Annotated in this window: 19 protein-coding genes; 10 read left to right on the top strand and 9 right to left on the bottom strand. The window is 70.1% G+C overall.

Annotated features, from left to right (window positions below):
* Positions 1-103 precede the first annotated feature (103 nt).
* Together IE173_RS14695 and IE173_RS14690 are read left to right on the top strand one after the other, a co-directional pair.
* Positions 104-1,333, top strand: a complete 1,230-nt coding sequence (locus IE173_RS14695) for a sensor histidine kinase (protein WP_191284275.1) — start codon at positions 104-106, stop codon at positions 1,331-1,333.
* Positions 1,330-1,998 carry a response regulator gene (locus IE173_RS14690; protein ID WP_268248920.1) on the top strand — a complete coding sequence of 223 codons (669 nt, stop codon included), beginning with the start codon at positions 1,330-1,332 and terminating at the stop codon, positions 1,996-1,998. Before IE173_RS14695 ends, IE173_RS14690 begins: the two co-directional genes overlap by 4 nt.
* A 2-nt stretch (positions 1,999-2,000) precedes the next feature.
* Here the strand turns inward: IE173_RS14690 and IE173_RS14685 are convergent, their stop codons facing one another.
* Positions 2,001-2,630: a hypothetical protein gene (locus IE173_RS14685; RefSeq protein ID WP_191284274.1), complete on the bottom strand. Its 630-nt coding sequence runs from the start codon at positions 2,628-2,630 to the stop codon at positions 2,001-2,003.
* Positions 2,631-2,772: 142 nt separating this feature from the next.
* Between IE173_RS14685 and IE173_RS14680 the strand changes: the two genes are divergently transcribed.
* The gene (locus IE173_RS14680) at positions 2,773-3,522 is read left to right on the top strand and encodes an ABC transporter ATP-binding protein (RefSeq protein WP_191284273.1); all 750 of its coding nucleotides are present in this window, start codon (positions 2,773-2,775) and stop codon (positions 3,520-3,522) included.
* A complete protein-coding gene (locus IE173_RS14675; RefSeq protein WP_191284272.1) occupies positions 3,519-4,907 on the top strand; it encodes an ABC transporter permease in 1,389 nt (462 codons plus the stop codon). Before IE173_RS14680 ends, IE173_RS14675 begins: the two co-directional genes overlap by 4 nt.
* A 1-nt stretch (position 4,908) precedes the next feature.
* Here IE173_RS14675 and IE173_RS14670 read toward each other — a convergent pair whose 3' ends face one another.
* Positions 4,909-5,874 carry a hypothetical protein gene (locus IE173_RS14670; RefSeq protein ID WP_191284271.1) on the bottom strand — a complete coding sequence of 322 codons (966 nt, stop codon included), beginning with the start codon at positions 5,872-5,874 and terminating at the stop codon, positions 4,909-4,911.
* Positions 5,875-5,978: 104 nt separating this feature from the next.
* On the opposite strand from IE173_RS14670, the gene IE173_RS14665 reads away from it, so the two are divergent.
* The gene (locus tag IE173_RS14665; protein WP_191284270.1) at positions 5,979-6,512 is read left to right on the top strand and encodes a hypothetical protein; all 534 of its coding nucleotides are present in this window, start codon (positions 5,979-5,981) and stop codon (positions 6,510-6,512) included.
* Here IE173_RS14665 and IE173_RS14660 read toward each other — a convergent pair.
* Positions 6,509-7,177, bottom strand: a complete 669-nt coding sequence (locus tag IE173_RS14660) for a hypothetical protein (protein WP_191284269.1) — start codon at positions 7,175-7,177, stop codon at positions 6,509-6,511. The two genes, IE173_RS14665 and IE173_RS14660, sit on opposite strands and share 4 nt — an antisense overlap.
* A 21-nt stretch (positions 7,178-7,198) precedes the next feature.
* Between IE173_RS14660 and IE173_RS14655 the strand changes: the two genes are divergently transcribed.
* On the top strand, positions 7,199-7,933 hold the full coding sequence (locus tag IE173_RS14655; protein ID WP_191284268.1) for a hypothetical protein: 735 nt from the start codon (positions 7,199-7,201) through the stop codon (positions 7,931-7,933).
* 47 nt (positions 7,934-7,980) lie between these two features.
* Here IE173_RS14655 and IE173_RS14650 read toward each other — a convergent pair whose 3' ends face one another.
* Positions 7,981-8,688, bottom strand: coding sequence for a hypothetical protein (locus IE173_RS14650; RefSeq protein ID WP_191284267.1), 708 nt, complete (start codon positions 8,686-8,688; stop codon positions 7,981-7,983).
* A gap of 182 nt (positions 8,689-8,870) precedes the next feature.
* Here IE173_RS14650 and leuA point away from each other — a divergent pair, with 182 nt between their 5' ends.
* Positions 8,871-10,631: a 2-isopropylmalate synthase gene (gene leuA / locus IE173_RS14645; RefSeq protein WP_191284266.1), complete on the top strand. Its 1,761-nt coding sequence runs from the start codon at positions 8,871-8,873 to the stop codon at positions 10,629-10,631.
* A 102-nt stretch (positions 10,632-10,733) separates the two neighbouring features.
* Here leuA and IE173_RS14640 read toward each other — a convergent pair whose 3' ends face one another.
* From IE173_RS14640 to IE173_RS14620, 5 genes are read right to left on the bottom strand one after another with little or no spacing between them, the layout of a single operon-like run.
* Positions 10,734-11,471 (bottom strand): N5-glutamine methyltransferase family protein, encoded by a 738-nt coding sequence (locus IE173_RS14640; RefSeq protein WP_191284265.1) that lies wholly within the window; start codon positions 11,469-11,471, stop codon positions 10,734-10,736.
* Entirely contained in the window at positions 11,464-12,141 is a 678-nt protein-coding gene (locus tag IE173_RS14635; protein WP_229842136.1) for a trimeric intracellular cation channel family protein, read from the bottom strand. The genes IE173_RS14640 and IE173_RS14635 overlap by 8 nt, the downstream gene beginning before the upstream one ends.
* Positions 12,138-12,599, bottom strand: coding sequence for a hypothetical protein (locus IE173_RS14630; RefSeq protein WP_191284264.1), 462 nt, complete (start codon positions 12,597-12,599; stop codon positions 12,138-12,140). The genes IE173_RS14635 and IE173_RS14630 overlap by 4 nt, the downstream gene beginning before the upstream one ends.
* On the bottom strand, positions 12,572-13,306 hold the full coding sequence (locus IE173_RS14625; protein ID WP_191284263.1) for an SDR family oxidoreductase: 735 nt from the start codon (positions 13,304-13,306) through the stop codon (positions 12,572-12,574). Before IE173_RS14625 ends, IE173_RS14630 begins: the two co-directional genes overlap by 28 nt.
* Positions 13,307-13,329: 23 nt before the next feature.
* Complete coding sequence (locus IE173_RS14620) at positions 13,330-14,196, bottom strand: RNA polymerase sigma-70 factor (protein WP_229842135.1); 867 nt, start codon at positions 14,194-14,196, stop codon at positions 13,330-13,332.
* 40 nt (positions 14,197-14,236) lie between these two features.
* Here IE173_RS14620 and recO point away from each other — a divergent pair, with 40 nt between their 5' ends.
* The 3 genes from recO to IE173_RS14605 all read left to right on the top strand — a co-directional run bounded on the left by recO (position 14,237) and on the right by IE173_RS14605 (position 16,849).
* Positions 14,237-14,974 carry a DNA repair protein RecO gene (recO, locus tag IE173_RS14615; protein ID WP_191284261.1) on the top strand — a complete coding sequence of 246 codons (738 nt, stop codon included), beginning with the start codon at positions 14,237-14,239 and terminating at the stop codon, positions 14,972-14,974.
* A gap of 5 nt (positions 14,975-14,979) precedes the next feature.
* Positions 14,980-15,741: an isoprenyl transferase gene (locus IE173_RS14610; RefSeq protein ID WP_373298477.1), complete on the top strand. Its 762-nt coding sequence runs from the start codon at positions 14,980-14,982 to the stop codon at positions 15,739-15,741.
* Positions 15,742-15,802: 61 nt separating this feature from the next.
* Positions 15,803-16,849, top strand: a complete 1,047-nt coding sequence (locus tag IE173_RS14605) for an aminotransferase class V-fold PLP-dependent enzyme (protein ID WP_191284259.1) — start codon at positions 15,803-15,805, stop codon at positions 16,847-16,849.
* Positions 16,850-16,895: the final 46 nt, after the last annotated feature.

Here is a 16,895-nt window from a genome sequence, read left to right as displayed (position 1 = left end):
GCCTCAAACGACGCCTCGCCCGCATCGTCTACAACCACCTGACCACCGACCAAGCCTCCGCGACCGCCCCCCTCGCGGCCGCAGCTTGACATAGGAGAAACACATGACACCCGCCGACGCCGTCACCAAGGTGCGCGACTGGCTCACGCGTGACAACCTTGAGGCCAACCGCCACGTGATCGAAGCGGTCGCAGCGGGTGGGTGGTTCACGGTGGGGCTGTTCGCCGCCGCGACGATGGGTGGCGTGCTGGCGATCGTCGCCCACATCCTGCTCTCGGTCACGCTCGTGCTCTACCGCTCGCAGCCGCTCCTGAGTCTCACGGTCGGGGCAGTCGGAACGCTCGCGATGCTCGGCAGCGGCTTCTTCGGGGCCGGCGGGCTGTTGTTCATCTTCCTGCCGCTGCTCGTCGTCTTCTTCGGCGCCGCGGCCTACGGGCAGCCGGTCACGCGCTGGCTGGGGCTGGTCGGCACCCCCATCGCGGCTCTCGCGATCGTCGTCTCGGTGTTCGCCAACATCCAGCAGGGCATCGGGATCGTGCTGTTCTGGTTCGTGCTGGTGGTACTGGTGCTCGCCTGGGTCGCCGGCCTGCTGGTGCAGGTCAACCGGGCGCGACGGGCGGCGCAGACGGGGGAGATCCGCGCCACCGTGAAGCTCGGCGAGGTCAAGCAGGAGGTCTCGCTCGAACAGGAACGCAACCGGGTCGCCCGGGACGTGCACGACATCGTCGCCCACTCGCTCGCCGTCGTCATCGCGCAGGCCGACGGGGCCCGCTATGGCGCCAAGAACGTTCCGGCTCCGGTGGTGGAGGCGCTGGAGAACATCGCCATGACGGCCCGGGGTGCCCTCACCGACGTGCGGGTGCTGCTGGGGGAACTGCGCCACAACCAGGAGGCGGGGCCGCAACCGGGGATGAACGACCTCGACGCCCTCGTCCGCGGCTTCCGCGACTCCGGGCTCGAGGTCGAGTGGAACAGCTACGGCAAGGCGGTGGAACTGACGGATGCCCCCGCGCTCGCGGTCTACCGCATCGTGCAAGAGGGGCTCACCAACGCGCTGCGCCACGGTGATCGCGGGCAGCCGGTCGAGCTGGTGTTCGACTGGGGCGGAGCGAGTCTTGCCGTCATCGTCACCAACGGCATCCCGCGGGGCACGACGGTGCCGGCCAACCCGGCGGGCCACGGCATCCCGGGAATGCGGGAGCGCGCGACGCTCGCCGGCGGCGAACTCGAGGCGAGCGACGGCACCAACGGACGGTTCCGGGTGCGGGCGACGATCCCGTTCGCCTCGTCAGCGTCGGTCAGCCCGGCGTCGGTCGGGCCGGTGCCCGCGTGACGGCGGGTGGCATCCGCGTCGCCCTCGTCGACGACCAGCCGCTGTTCCGGGGAGGGCTTCGGATGCTCATCGACTCGCAAGACGACCTGACGGTGGTCGGCGAGGCGGGTGACGGCATCGAGGCGCGCACGATGGTGCGGGAGGCGCAGCCCGACGTCGTGCTCATGGACATCCGCATGCCGGTGGCGGACGGCATCCAGGCGACCGAGTGGATCGTGACCGACGCGGCTTCGGCGAAGGTTGCGCCGCGCATCCTCGTGCTGACGACCTTCGACCTCGACGAGAACGCCGCGAAGGCGATCCGGGCCGGGGCGAGCGGATTCGTGCTTAAGGATGCCGAGCCGGAGTTCCTGCTCGCCGCCATCCGCACGGTGCACGCCGGCACCGCGGTGATCGCGCCCGCGGCGACGACCGAACTGTTCCAGCACTTCGGCGAGCGGGCGCCGCAGCCGGGGGATCCCGACGAGCATCTCGCCGACCTCAGCGCCCGCGAGCGCGAGATCTTCCTGCTCGCCGCTCGAGGCCTGTCGAACTCCGAGATCGCGAAGGCCGAGTTCGTCAGCGAGGCGACAGTGAAGACCCACATCTCCCGGGTGCTCGCCAAGCTCGGCCTGCGCGACCGGGTGCAGCTCGTCGTCTACGCGTTCGAGCGCCGCCTGGTGTGAGGTCAGAGGTCCCGCAGCGCGGACTGCACGATGACGACATCCGGCCCGTAGACCTCGTCGAGGTAGGACTGGATGGTGCCGTCGTCGTACGTGACGTCCGCCCAGAGGTAGCCGTTCTCGGTGTATGACGACAGCACGATGACGTCGGTCCATGCGGAGAGCTCGTCCTGCACGCGCAGCAACAGATCTTCGGAGTTGTCGCCCGCGTTCTCGGGATCGTGGCGCGGGTCGGGCTCCTCCATCATCGGGTCGTAGAGGGCGAGCGGGATCGCCGGCTGGGTGGGGGTGAACTCCACCCCGTCCCACGTTCCGGTCAGCGCGTAGGTGCCCCAGGTGACGCCGTTCGCCGACTCGTACATCCCGTCGTCGGGCCACTCCCAGCCGACGATGACCGGGCCCGAGCACTGCGGCGGGTAGGACTCCATGACGGGGCCGAGGCAGAACTGCGCGTCCTCGCCGTCGAGTTGCAGCACGGTGCCCTGGCCGATGACCTCCCCGGGGGCCGCGATCGGTTGCGGCTCACCCGGTCCGCCGGGCACGACGTCGCCGGCGCCCGGGTCCGCGGGGGTCGCACACGCGGCGAGCAGCAGAACGGGGGCGGCGAGCAGGATGAGGGCGCGCGCAGGTCTCATGCCCCCAGTTTCGTCACGTCGGGCCCTCGCCACCAGCCAACGTTTCGGCTGAGTCGAACGTCAGGCCGATCATCCGCGAGGAGGTCGCGGGTCATCCCCGCGCCGGACGCGCCGCGGCCCGCCCCGTTCGTAGCGTCGAGCCATGCAGACAGACACTCCTGCCGCCCGCGCGCGCAGCCTCACGAAGACCTATGGCCGCTCATCCGCCGAGGTGCACGCCCTGCGCGACGTGACCCTCGACATCCGTCGTGGCGAGTTCACCGCGATCATGGGCCCCTCGGGGTCGGGCAAGTCGACGCTCATGCACATCATGGCTGGCCTCGACGCTCCGACGAGCGGGGAGGCGTGGCTCGGCGCGATCGAGATCGGGCGGATGCCGGACGCCCAGCTCACGCTCGTGCGGCGCCGTCGGGTGGGGTTCGTGTTCCAGTCCTTCAACCTCGTGCCGACGCTCGACGTGCGCGGCAACCTGCTGTTGCCGTTCGAACTCGACGGCCGCCGCCCCGACATCCGGGAGCAGAAGTTCATCGACGAGCTGATCGTCTCGCTCGGCCTGAGCGACCGGCTGACGCATCGCCCGCACGAACTCTCCGGCGGCCAGCAGCAGCGCGTCGCCATCGCCCGGGCCCTCGCCACCCGACCCGAGGTGGTGTTCGCCGACGAGCCGACCGGCAACCTCGACTCGAAGACCGGGCGCGACGTGCTCGCGCTGCTGCGGGATGCCGCCACCCGTCACGGGCAGACGATCGTCATGGTCACCCACGACCCCGTCGCGGCGAGCCACGCCGACCGGGTGGTCGTGCTGGGCGACGGACGCATCGTCGCCGACCGGCCGCGCTCGACGGCAGAGGAGATCTCGGCGTTCATGCTCTCCCTCGAGGTGACGTCGTGAACCGCACGCGCGGGCACGGCGCGAGCGTGCTCGTTGCGGCTCTCGGCTCGGCGTTCGGGGTGGCGTTGTTGCAGATCACCGGCGCGCTCTCCGCGGTCATCCAGCAGGATGACGTCACCGGCTCCAGCACCACGGTCGCGATCATGCTGCGGGTGCTCGCCTTCGTGTTCATCGTCATCTCGGTGTACGTCGCCGCGGTCGTCACCGCGAACACCTTCTCGACGATCGTCGCGGGCCGGGTGCGCAGCATCGCGCTGCTGCGGCTGCTCGGCTCGTCGGCGCGCCGGGAGCGTGGCCGGATCGCGCGGGAAGGCCTTGCCGTCGGCATCCTCGGATCGCTCCTCGGCGGGGTGGCGGGTACGGCGGTCGCCGTCGCGACCGAGCGGATCGCGGTCGCGACCGGGGCGATCCCCGACGCGGGCTACACCTTCGCCGAGCGGGTCATCCTCGTGCCGGTGGTCGGGGTGGTGTTCACCACCTGGGCGGCCTCGTGGGTGGGTTCGCGTCGGGTCACGACCGTCACCCCGCTCGAGGCGCTCGGCCGGAGCGAGGAGCTCAGTCGCGAGCAGACCCTGGCCCGCCCGGGTCGCAACCGCACGGCTCTGGTGCTGGCGATCCTCGGCTTCGTGCTGCTCGGCGCGGGCGTCGTGCTCGGGCTGATGCATCCGGCCGCGATCCTGATCGGGCTGGTCGGCGGCATCCTGTCGTTCAGCGGAATCGTGCTGGGGGCGGATGTCGTCATGCCCCCCGTTCTGCGGGTCGCCGGGCGACTCTCCGGTCGTTCGGCGCCGGCGCGACTCGCGGCCGAGAATGCGGTGCGGCATCCGCAGCGCAGCTCCCGTGCGACGATCGGGCTCGTGATCGGCGTCACGCTCGTCACGATGTTCGCCGTCGCGATGGCGGGCTTCGAGACGTCGATCCGGGTGGCTCAGGCGCAGCAACCCGAGGTGTACCAGGGAGTCGACCCGATGCTCACCGCGACGACGGCGGTCTTCTCGGTGCTCGTCGGCTTCAGCGGACTCATCGCGGCGGTCGGCCTCGTGAACAATCTCGTCCTCAGCGTGTTGCAGCGTCGGCGCGAGCTCGGGCTGTTGCGTGCGCTCGGCTTCACCGTGCCGCAGGTGCGTCGCATGGTGCTCGCCGAGAGTGCGCAGCTCACCTTCTCGGCCGTCGCGCTCGGACTGGTGCTCGGTGCGTTCTACGGCTGGGCGGGGGCGCAGTCGCTGCTCGGCTCGGCGACCGAAGGCATCGTGATCCCGGGGATGCCGTGGCTCGCGGTCGCGCTCATCGTGCTGGCCGGCGCCGCGATCACGGCGATCGCATCGTGGGCGCCGGCTCGATCGGCGGTACGCGTCTCGCCGATCGAGGCGCTGGCCGTCGACTGACCTACAGCAGGGGCGCGAGGTCGACGGTGAGCGAGGAGCCGTCGGCCACCCGCGCCCAGCACTGCGCCAGCAGCACCTCGTCGACGACGTACTCGGCGTTCACCGAACTCGCCTCGACGATGACTCCGGTCACCAGGTCGGGTCGCTCGGCGATCGCCGCCTGGAATGTCGCGCACTGCGTTTCGACGACCGCGGCCGCCTCGGCATCCCCGAGGTAGGCGCCGTCCCAGTCGGCCGGCATCGGAACCCAGCGCAGGAACTGGGCGGCGTGCGGCTCGGAGCAGGCGACGACCGGGTAGGTGTCTTCGTCGGGGCTGAGGAACTCCGAGACGCAGGCGCCCTCGTCCAGCTCGTCCCACGAGATCGGGCCCCCCTCGCCGGTCGCGTCGAACCATCCCTCCGCGAACGCCGGAACGTCGTCGCCTAGGACCACCTCGTTGGCCGTCACCATCATCGCGGCGATGTCGACCACTGCCTCCATCGGCGTGAAGCCGGGCTCGTGGGCGATGCAGGCGCCCAGGCGGGGGTCGCCGATCGTCGCGTAGTTGATGCTGACCTGCAGCTCCTCTGCGGGGTCGACGGCGGCGAGGTGGGCGGCGACGAACAGCTCGTAGGCGCGGCAGACCCCGGTCACCCATTCGTCGGATTCGGCGATGGCCGGACCGTCGGTGGTGCCGTATTCGCTCCACTCCGGCGCGGCCGGGATGTCGACGACGCCGACGACCTGCGCGAGGTGCAGCCGGTCGCAGTCGACGACCTCGAAGTAGTAGGCGTTGGGGTCGAATCCGTCGGTCGGCAGCGCGTCGGCGTCGAGGCTCGCCGCGAGGCAGGCACCCGGCTCGAGGTCTTGATAGTAGATCTCCACCGACCAGTCGGTGCTGCTGTCGGGGGCGGAAACACACGCGGTCAGCGTCGCGAGCGAGGTCAGCGCGAGCGCGGCGAGTGCGACGCGGAACGTGCCGATCACCGAGCCTCCGAACGCGCTAGTCTCTGAACCGTCCGCCGTGCACGGTCGAACTGGACCGCACACTATCAGTCGGGCAGCTCGCATTTCAGGCGCAAGGAGCAGGCGTGACCGTCGCGAACGAGCGTGGCTCCCGGTGGGCCGGGGGCGACATCCTGCTGCTCGTCGTCGCCATCGTTCTCGGGGTCGGGGTCGCTGCCGTCTTCGCGGTGAGCGCGTTCATCTCGATCGATACCGCGCGCGAGGCGGAAGCCCGCATCGGAGCCAGTTTCGAGCTCGCCGACCTGCGTGAGGGCGACTGCGTCTCGGAGTTGCCGCAGTACGTTCCCACCGACTTCACCGTCGTCGACTGCGCCGAACCGCACGCCGCCGAGTTCGTGTTCTTCGTCGACCAGACCGATGCGGTCGACAGCAACCTCGGCGATCGCGCCCTGGCCGCACTCGCCGACACCTACTGCGACACGACGTTCACCTATCGCATCAACATCTCCGAGGATGTCGACGACCTTCCGAACGCCGCGGTGAACGGGTACGTCGGGTCACGGGCGACGTTCGCGGGCGGGACGCGGTTCCAGTGCTTCCTGTTCAACACCACGGGGGAGCCCCTCGTCGGTGCCTATTACGTCGACGACGGGGTCTAGCCGAGGCCTTCGACCGGAGGACCGAATCCGATCAGGATCGCGACGACCATGATCACGACGGCCACGACGTTGAGCCCCAACTTGATGCCGCTGCGGGCAGCGGTCGAGGCCACGGTGAGCAGCAGCAGAGCGGCGGAGTAGATCACCGAGGCCCCGGTCAGTCGGGAGCTCGTCGCACTGTAGGCGCCGGCCGTCGCGTATACGGCCTTGATCTGGTCGGCGTAGGCCACCGACTCGACTTTGAGCTCGTCGAAGTACCGCTGGTCGGTCGGGAGCACGTCGGTACCGTAGCCCTGGGCCTCGAATCGACGCGCCGCGTCCAGCCAGCGTTCCGAAAGCAGCCCCGTCAGCGGGCTCGCGTCGAGGGTGTCACCGCTGGTCGCGATCTGGACCCACACCTGGGTGTCGGTCAGGTGATCGGCGAGATCTGATTGCGACTTGTTGATCGCGTCGGTGCTCATCCGGTTGGCGAGTGCAAGGTTGTCGTTGGCCTTGTCGGAGGCGATCGAGGCTTGAAATGCCGAGAACGCGATGAGCAGCGAGACGATGCCGAGCAGGATCGAGGTGAACAGGCTCGCGCTGCGCAACATGCGTGCCAGGAGGCGCGCGATCGCGGGCGACCAACGCCGTCGGGCGGCGGTCGGCTCAGGGTCGGGGGCAGTCATCTCGGCGCTAGTGTATGGGCTATGTCGAGCGAGCCGCCCCCCTGGGCGCAAGCCGACGCGGCCCCGGCACCGCTCACCCGGCGGCGCGTCGTTCTCTTGGTTGTGGTGGCATCGCTCGTGGTGGCTCTCGTCGTCGCGGCCCTCACGCTGCGGTCAGCGCTCGACGCCGTGATCGCGACGGAGAGCACCGGTCCCGCCGAGTCGGTGACCGTCGACATCGCCGACTGCGACGACGAGTTCCCCGAGTGGATCGACAGCCTCATCGAGACCGAGTCGCCGCGCATCGTGCAGACCTACGGAACCGGGCCGGTCACGTCGGTCGGGTACCGGCATCCCGAAGGGTTCCCGACGGTGGCGCTCACCTGGACGCGCGTCATCCCGACCTGCGGCACGACCCTCGTGATTCCCGACGGCACCGAAGTCGCGTACTACCTGGATGCCGCCGAGTCGTCGAAGACCGAGTTCGAGGCGGTGAGTTCGGTGCTGACGGCTCTCGGTTACGTGATGACCGCCGACGAGGTCGAGCGGGAGCTGCTCGAGGTCGCCGGTGACGAGCCCACCGGGCCCGAGACCCCCGCCACCGACACCCCTGAGGGTCCGGCGGCCGAGGAAGGCGGCGAGGAGTCGACGGCTTCGTCGTACCGCTACTTCCGGCTGCCCGGAGGCGGTCGGCTGTGGATGCAGTTCGATCCGTTCGACGTCGCCGACCCCGACGGGGCGGGCGACCTCTACCTCGGCTACTTCCCGCCGTCATGACGAACGGCCGACCCCGAAGGGCCGGCCGTCGCCAATGGTGAAGCGGACTACTTGGACTGCGCCGACCGGCCGAGCGTCGTGTCGAACGAGTTGACCACCTGCAGGTAGACCTCGTTGGCGTCGAGGTCCGACGTGATCTGCGCCCGCACGAAGATCGCCTGGGTGCCGGCCGCGTTCGTGCCGACGATCGCGAACGCCGACGTGTTGGAGCGGCCGCAGCCCTCCCACGCCGACTCGAATCCGACGAAGAAGCCGTCGTCATACGGCGAGGCCTCCTGCACGACGGTCTCGCACTCGGCGTAGATCGACGAGATCGACTCGAGCAGTCCGAGCAGACCCTGGTCGTCGACGCCGGACGTCTCGGTCGCCGCGATCTCGAGCCCGGGCTCGCTCCAGCTGGTGAGGTATCCGTCGATGTCGGGCGCGACGGTGATCGAGGCCCACTCCTGCCCGGCGTCGGTGGTGAACGGCAGGCCGTTGACGTCGGTCCAGTCGTCGGGAACGGTGACGGTGAGAACGCCGAGGTCGTCGACGACCGACGTGTAGCCCGAGTCGTCGGGGTCGACGGGCTCGATCGGCGTGCCGGTCTCCAGGGGCACGGGCGACTCGTCGCCCCCGATGGCCCCGAAGTTCGGGGTGGGTTTGGGCGTCTCGGCGGGTGCCGGGCCGGGTCCGAAGCATCCGCTGAGCAGGGCAGCGGTGCCGAGACCCACGGCGGCGACGAGCGCGGCGCGGAGCAAGGGTGTGCGTGACAAGGGAGCCTCCAAAGGGGTGCGAACGATGCTCACTGTAGTAGCGCGCGCGACCGGTGCTACCCTGGATGTGTGCGTTTCGGCCTGCTCCTTCTTAGCTGCCGCGACGAGGTCTAGTTCTTAGCCTCCCTCGTCGCGGAGTTCGTCGTCGGCTGACAGACCTTACGACCTGAGAGACAGACCCCATGAAGAACACACAGCGCCCCTCCGGGATGCCGGTACATCGCTACCGCCCCTACTCCGAGCAGTTCAGCACCGACCTGCCCGACCGCACCTGGCCGACGAAGACGATCGAGCGCGCACCCATGTGGTGCGCCGTCGACCTCCGCGACGGCAACCAGGCGCTCATCGACCCGATGAGCCCCGAACGCAAACGCATCATGTTCGACCTGCTCGTGAAGATGGGCTACAAGCAGATCGAGGTCGGCTTCCCGTCGGCGAGCCAGACCGACTTCGACTTCGTGCGGCAGCTCATCGAAGAGAACCTCATCCCCGACGACGTCACCATCCAGGTGCTGACGCAGGCCCGCGAAGAGCTCATCGCCCGCACCTACGAGTCGATCAAGGGCGCCAAGCAGGCGATCGTGCACCTCTACAACTCCACCTCGGTGCTGCAGCGCGACGTCGTGTTCCGCACCGACAAGGCCGGCATCCTCGAGATCGCCCTCCAGGGCGCGCGCTGGTGCACCCAGTACGAGGCCACGGTGCCCGGCACGACGGTGTACTACGAGTACTCGCCCGAGAGCTACACGGGCACCGAACTCGAGTACGCGGTCGAGGTCTGCAACGCCGTGATCGAGCACTTCCAGCCCACGCCGGATCACCAGATGATCATCAACCTGCCGGCGACCGTTGAGATGGCGACGCCGAACGTCTACGCCGACTCGATCGAATGGATGTCGCGCCACCTCGCCCGCCGTGACAGCGTGCTGCTGTCGCTCCATCCGCACAACGACCGCGGCACCGCGATCGCCGCCGCCGAACTGGGTTACCTGGCCGGGGCCGACCGCATCGAAGGCTGCCTGTTCGGCAACGGGGAACGCACCGGCAACGTCGACCTCGTCGCGCTCGGGCTGAACCTGTTCACGCAGGGCATCGACCCCGAGATCGACTTCAGCGACCTCGACAACATCCGTCGCACCGCCGAGTACTGCAACCAGCTGCGGGTGCCCGAGCGCTCGCCGTGGGCCGGCGACCTCGTCTACACCGCCTTCTCGGGCTCCCACCAGGACGCCATCAAGAAGGGCTTCGAGGCGATGGATGCCGAGGCCGCCCGCCAGGGCAAGCCGGTCTCCGAGATCGAATGGGCGGTTCCCTACCTGCCGATCGACCCGAAAGACGTCGGTCGCGGCTACGAGGCCGTCGTGCGGGTGAACTCGCAGTCGGGCAAGGGAGGCGTCGCCTACCTGCTGAAGGCCGACCACGCCCTCGACCTGCCGCGTCGGCTGCAGATCGAGTTCAGCCAGGTCGTGCAGGCCAAGACCGACGCCGAAGGCGGCGAGGTGACCAGTGAGCAGATCTGGGATGCCTTTCAGGACGAATACCTGCCCGCCGCCGCCGAAGACGCCAAATGGGGTCGATACGAGCTGCTCAGCACCCGAACCGCCAGCGACATGAACGGCGAAGTCAACCTCGAGATCCGCGTGCGCGTCGGCGAGGAGGTGCAGGCGGCGACCGGAACCGGCAACGGACCCATCGCCGCGTTCCTCGGCATCCTCACCACGCTCGGCCACGACATCAAGCTGTACGACTACGTCGAACACACCCTCTCGGCGGGCGGCGACGCGCAGGCGGCGGCTTATGTCGAACTGCACGTCGACGGCAAGCGCCTCTGGGGTGTCGGCATCGACGGCGACATCTCGACGGCCTCGCTCAAGGCGGTCGTGTCGGCGGTCAACCGCTCGGTGCGTGCCGACTCTGGGTCTCTTTCGCTCGCGTCGGTGTAACTCGGGGGCGCGGAGCCGGATGCGGTTCGCGAGTCAAGAGCGGGGACCCCTACCCCGATTGACTCGCGAACCGCATCCGGCCCCGCGCTCGTTGCACGTCGCTCAGCCCACGACGAGGGTGAGTCGGCGGCCCTCGCTCAATGCTCGGGCTGTCTCTAGCTGCTCTTCTGCGACGAGGGTGACGAGCACGCCGTCGGGAGTCAGCCATTCGTCGAGGTCGGCGAGCACGTGGCGGAGGGGGTCGAGGCCGTCGGGGCCGCCGGCTACGGAGAGGTCGGGTTCGTGGGCGCGGTAGTCGCCGGGGATGTCGGCGAGGCGGGCCGTCGGCACGTGGGGGAGGTAGGCGACGGCGAGGTCGACCCGACCCCGTAACTCGTGGGGGAGGGCATCCCACCAGTCGCCTTCGTGGACGGTGAAGTGGTGGCGGGCGGCGTTGCGTACGGCGTAAGCCAGGGCGTGCGGGTCGAGGTCGACGCCGTATACCGCGGCGCGGGGGAGGCGGGTCGCGAGGGCGGCGGCGATCGCGCCGGAGCCGGTGCCGAGGTCGACGACGACGCGGGCGTCGGGGCGGGCGGCGACGGCCGCGTCGACGAGCACCTCGGCGCGGGCGCGCGGCACGAAGACTCCGGGGCCGACCTCGATCTCGACGCCGGCGAAGAGCGCGACACCCAGGGCGTGTTCCAAGGGGATGCCGGCTCCGCGGGCGGCGACCACGGCATCCGCTCGCTGCTCATCGTCGCCCACCACCCGGCGGATCTCGGCGGCTTCCTCCTCGGCGAAGACGCAGCCGACCTCGCGGAGGCGCCCGATGAGCGGATCGGAGGCGAGGGCGTCAGGCATCCGCGGTCGGCGGCTTCGGTTTGCGCGTGAGGCGCGGGATGCGCTCGAGCCGCCGTTGCTCGGGGAGGCTCCACCGGAACAGCACGGCGAGCACCCGCACCGTGAAGGTCAGCACGACCCCGGCGATCGCGGCGATCGGGATGGCGACGCCGAGGTTCACGAGCACGACGAGGGTGGTCGCCCCGACGAGCGCGGCGACCGCGTAGAGCGAGCCGACGTGCATGAGGGCGATCGGCATCCCGAGCAGCAGGTCGCGCAGAATCGAGCCGCCGACCGCGGCGAGCACCCCGACGAAGACGGCGGGGACTTCGGGCAACCCGGCGGAGAGGGCGGCGGTGGTGCCGATCGCGCCGAACAGCCCGATCGTCAGGGCGTCGAGCACCGTGATGACCTTCGAGAGTCGCGAGAAGAGTCGCTCGAGCAGCATCCCGATGAGCGCCGCACCCGTCGCGACCGGCAGGTACCAGTTGCTCTGCAGCGCTTTCGGGACCTCGTTGAGCAGCAGGTCGCGGATGATTCCGCCGCCGAAGCCGGTCGCGATGCCGATGATCGCCACCCCGAGCAGGTCGAGCCGCCGGTCGCGGAACTGGGCGGCGAACATCGCACCCTGCAAGGACCCGATGCCGACGGCCAGCAGGTCGGCCCAGAACGGGATGACGAACGCGCTCACGCCTCCATTGGTAGCACCCGTTCCCGATGCGGCGGTCGCTCGCCGCGCCAGCGTACGGTCGCGATCACCAGCAGCGCGAGCGCCAGCACCGGCTGGCCGAGAGTGAGCCCGACGGTGAGGACTGCGACCTCGGGGGTCGCGTCGCCGACATGGTGGAGGTGGAACCAGGCGTGCGGCAGGGCGAAGGCGAGCAGCGCGAGCAGGGCCGGGATGACGAGCACCGTGCGGGGGAACAGGGTCGCCGCGACCAGCACGATGCCGATCCCGATCGTCGCTCCGCCGAAGTCGCGGGCGTAGTGCTCGGCGAACGGCGGGGTGAGGGCCACCCCGGGGAAGTTCGCGTAGAAGTGCTCGGGCCAGACGGCGTTCCAGATTCCGATCACGACCGCGGAGGCCGCGAGCACGGCGAGCCCGATCCGCAGCACCGCCGTCACTTCGTGGCTCCCGACGCGAGCCACTCGTCGAAGGTCTGCGTGCCGTAGCCGGGGAGTCCGGCGAGGTGGTGCCCGGCCTTGAACGCCGCGAACGTCGTGCCCGGCAACTGGATCGACAGCACCCGCTTCTTCGCGCGACCCGCGGCCTGCAGGCGGGCGAGGATGTCGCGGGTCTCGAGAATCTCCGGGCCCCCGATGTCGGGCACCCGCCCGGCCGGTTCGCCGGTGGCGAGTTCGGCGAGCCGGGTCGCGACGTCGTTCACCCCGATCGGCTGGATCTTCAGCCCGCCGAGGAACAGCCGCCCGCCGAGCATCCCGAGGATCTCGCCCGGGAACGAGTGGAACTGCGTCGCCCGCAGAATCGTGAACGGAATGCCCGACTCGGCGATCGCCTGCTCGATGGCGACCTTGTCGCGGTAGTAGAAGTACGGGATGCGGTCGACCCCGACGATCGACAGGAACACGAGGTGCGTCACCCCCGCGGAGCGCGCGGCGGCGAGCAGTCGTTGGGTGTCGGGCAGGTCCTTTCTGCGGTTCGTCGCGAGGTGCACGACGACCTCGGCCCCGGCGAGCGCGGCGTCGAGCCCTGCGCCGGTCGCCAGGTCGCCGACGATCCGGCCGTCGCCGGGGGCGCGGCTGAGGGCGCGCACGTCGTGGCCGGCGGCGCGGAGCCGTTCGACGAGCGGGGCTCCCGGGCCGGAGGTGGCGCCGGTGACGAGGATCGTGGTCATTGTTCTCCTTCTAGGTGGATTCCCTAGCTGAGATCGGACAGCCCCGAGAAACGTGACAGCTTCGCCGGATTCAGCACGATGAAGACGCGATGGATGCCGTCCGCCCCCGCCTCGACGGTCCACAGCGCCATCGGGGCGCCGTCGCGCACTCCGAGCACGCCCGGCTCGCCGTTGACCTCGACGGGCACCGGCGTGACGCCGTGGCCGAACTTCTCGAGCACGCCGAGCAGGAAGTGTGCGACGCGTTCGCGACCGCCGACCTCCTTGCGTGCGGCGAGCACCTTGCCGCCGCCGTCGGAGATCGACACGACGTCGGCCGCGAGCACGGTCTCGAGCGCGGAGAGGTCGCCCGCTCCTGCCGCGGCGAGGAACGCCCCCAACAGCCGGTCGCGTTCGTTCGGAGCGACGGGTCGGGCACGACCGGCATCGAGGTGCTTCTTCGCCCGCGAGAACAGCTGCCGGGCGTTCGCCTCGCTGGTCTCCAGAACCTCGGCGACGCGCGCGTGCGGATAGTCGAAGGCCTCGTGCAACACGAACGCGGCCCGTTCCGCAGGGGCGAGCCGCTCGAGCAGCAGCAGGACGGCGAGCGACAGCGCCTCGCCACGTTCCGCGCCGAGCAGCGGATCCCCCGAGGTGTCGACCGGCTCGGGCAGCCACGGGCCGACGTACACCTCGCGCCGCGCGCGGGCACTCGTCAGCTCGGCGATCGCCAGCCGGGTCACGACGGTCGCGAGGTACGCACCCGGCTCGGCCACGGCATCCCGGTCTGCCCGGTCCCAGCGCAGCCACGCGTTCTGCACGACGTCTTCGGCGAGACCGACTTCGCCGAGCATCCGGTACGCGATGCCGAACAGTCGACCCCGCTGCTGCTCGAAAACCGCGACCGTCACGTCCACATCTTCCCAGGGCATCCGGGGGAGACTTATCCCCATGGGCCAGACGTATCGCGACGAAGCGGTCGTGCTGCGCACCCACAAGCTGGGCGAAGCCGACCGCATCGTGACGCTGCTCAGCCGCAAGCACGGCAAGATCCGCGCCGTGGCGAAGGGGGTGCGGCGCACGGCGTCACGGTTCGGCGCGCGGCTCGAGCCGTTCATGGTCGCCGACCTGCAGCTCTACAGGGGCCGCAGTCTCGACATCGTGCAGCAGGCGGAGTCGATCGGGGCGTACGGCGCCGACATCGTCGACGACTACCCGCGCTTCACGGCGGCGACCGCGATGGTCGAGGCCGCCGACCGGCTCACCGACCACGACGCCGGGTTGCAGCACTACCTGTTGCTCGTCGGGGCGCTGCGCTCGCTCGCGAAGGCCGAGCATTCGGCGGGCCTCACCCTCGACTCCTACCTGTTGCGGGCGCTGTCGATCGCCGGATGGGCGCCGTCGTTCGTCGACTGCGCCGTCACCGGCGAGGCGGGTCCGGGCCACACGGCGTTCGTCGTGCAGCTCGGCGGGGTCGTGAGCGACGCCGTCGCCCCACCCGGGTCGCCGCGCCTCGATCCGGCGACCCTCGGAACGCTCGCCGCCCTGCTCGCCGGCGACTGGCCCACCGCGGAGGGCGCCGACGAACGCACCCGCGCCCAGGCATCCGGTGTCGTCGCCGCCTACACCCAGTTCCACCTCGAGCGCGGCCTGCGCTCGCTGCAACACGTCGATCGGACGATCGCGTGACCGGCTTGGCGATCGATTGGACCGGGCTCACACCGCCCGCCATGAGCCCGAGCGCGGTGCCGAAGCATGTCGCGCTGGTGATGGATGGCAACGGGCGCTGGGCGAACCGGCGCGGGCTCTCGCGGGTTGAGGGGCACAAGGCCGGCGAGGCGAGCCTGCTGGATGTCGTGGCCGGCGCCATCCAGATCGGGGTCACCCACCTGTCGGCGTACGCGTTCTCGACCGAGAACTGGTCGCGCAGCCCCGACGAGGTGCGCTTTCTGATGGGCTTCAACCGCGACGTCATCCGCCGTCGCCGCGACCAGTTGCACGAGTGGGGCGTGCGCGTGAAATGGGCAGGACGGCGGCCCCGGCTGTGGCGCTCGGTGATCGACGAACTCGAGGTCGCCGAACGCCTGACCGCCCGCAACACGACCCTCACGCTCACGATGTGCGTCAACTACGGCGGGCGCGTCGAAGTGGTGGATGCGGTGCGTGCGATCGCTGCGGATGTCGCGGCCGGGCGCATCAAACCCGATCGCATCAGCGAGAAGACGCTGCAGAAGCACCTGTACGTTCCCGAGCTTCCGGATGTCGACCTGTTCGTGCGGTCGTCCGGGGAGCAGCGCACCAGCAACTTCATGATGTGGCAGTCGGCGTACGCCGAGATGGTCTTCCTCGACACCCTCTGGCCCGACTTCACCCGTCAAGACCTGTGGCACGCGATCGAGATCTACGCGGGGCGCGCGCGCCGCTTCGGGGGAGCGGTCGACGCGCCGCAGGCCTAGCAGTCCGCCAAGACGACGGCGGCCTCTTGTCGCGGGGATCGGGGCGGACGAGACTCGGGCCATGGCACACTCCGCGGCGCTCGCCGCTGCGATCGACGAGTTCCGGGAACCGCGGGGGTACCTCGCAGTGGCATCGATCGGGCTTCCCCCGAACTCCGCGGTCGCCGCGATGCGGGCCGACCTCAACGCGTGGGAGGCGGCCGACCGCGACCCGCAGGGCTACGACCCGGTGATCGCGCGCACGCGGGAGTCCTACGCACGTCTCGTCGGCATCCCGTCGTCACGCGTCGCGATCGGGTCGCAGACGTCGGTGCTCACCGCCCTCGTCGCGGCTGCGGTGCCCGACGGAGCCGAGGTGCTGATTCCCGAGGGCGACTTCTCGTCGATCGAGTTCCCGTTTCTGCAGCGCCCGGGCATCCGGGTGCGGGTGGTGCCCCTCGAGGCGCTCGCCGACCAGATCACCGACGACACCTGGCTCGTCGTGTTCTCACTCGTGCAGTCGGCGACCGGGGTCGTCGCCGACACCGCGAGCATCCTCGAGGCCGCCGCACGGCACGATGCCTTCACGTTCTGCGATGTGACGCAGGCGGCGGGCGTGCTGCCGGTCGACGCGAGCCTCTTCGACGTCACCGTGTGCCACACCTACAAGTGGCTGTGCTCGCCGCGCGGCGTCGCGTTTCTCACCCTGAGCGAGCGCTTCGACCCGCTGCTCACGCCGCTGCAGGCCGGCTGGTACGCGGGCGACGACGTCTGGACGAGCACGTACGGCCCGGCCATGCACCTCGCGACCGACGCACGCCGGTTCGACGTGTCGCCGGCGTGGCAGGCGTGGATCGGCGCCGAACCGGCGATCGCGCTGTTCGCCGGACTCGACATCGCCGAGGTGTGGGCGTTCACCAGCGGGCTGGGGGATGCCCTGTGCGAGGCGGTCGGCATCCCGCCGCAGCGGCAGGCGATCGTCACCTGGCCGGATGCCTCGGGCGGCGACCTGAAGAAGCTGATCGACGCCGGCATCCGGGTTTCGGGCCGCGCCGGGCGGTTGCGCGCCTCGTTCCACCTGTGGAACGACCTCTCCGACGTGGAGGCCGTCGCGCGGGTTCTCGGTTAAGGCACGCCTCGGTTAGGGTCGCCCTGACTGTAAGTGGTATCCTCTG

The organism is Pseudolysinimonas yzui (genome assembly GCF_014653215.1).
Lineage (GTDB): Bacteria > Actinomycetota > Actinomycetes > Actinomycetales > Microbacteriaceae > Pseudolysinimonas_A > Pseudolysinimonas_A yzui.
This window is presented reverse-complemented; position numbering and strand designations above follow the sequence as displayed.

Coding starts and splice junctions, on each gene's coding strand:
- IE173_RS14695 (WP_191284275.1), top strand. CDS start 104: ATGACACCCGCCGACGCCGTCACCAAGGTGCGCGACTGGCTCACGCGT.
- IE173_RS14685 (WP_191284274.1), bottom strand. CDS start 2,630: ATGAGACCTGCGCGCGCCCTCATCCTGCTCGCCGCCCCCGTTCTGCTG.
- IE173_RS14680 (WP_191284273.1), top strand. CDS start 2,773: ATGCAGACAGACACTCCTGCCGCCCGCGCGCGCAGCCTCACGAAGACC.
- IE173_RS14660 (WP_191284269.1), bottom strand. CDS start 7,177: ATGACTGCCCCCGACCCTGAGCCGACCGCCGCCCGACGGCGTTGGTCG.
- IE173_RS14655 (WP_191284268.1), top strand. CDS start 7,199: ATGTCGAGCGAGCCGCCCCCCTGGGCGCAAGCCGACGCGGCCCCGGCA.
- leuA (WP_191284266.1), top strand. CDS start 8,871: ATGAAGAACACACAGCGCCCCTCCGGGATGCCGGTACATCGCTACCGC.
- IE173_RS14640 (WP_191284265.1), bottom strand. CDS start 11,471: ATGCCTGACGCCCTCGCCTCCGATCCGCTCATCGGGCGCCTCCGCGAG.
- IE173_RS14625 (WP_191284263.1), bottom strand. CDS start 13,306: ATGACCACGATCCTCGTCACCGGCGCCACCTCCGGCCCGGGAGCCCCG.
- recO (WP_191284261.1), top strand. CDS start 14,237: ATGGGCCAGACGTATCGCGACGAAGCGGTCGTGCTGCGCACCCACAAG.
- IE173_RS14605 (WP_191284259.1), top strand. CDS start 15,803: ATGGCACACTCCGCGGCGCTCGCCGCTGCGATCGACGAGTTCCGGGAA.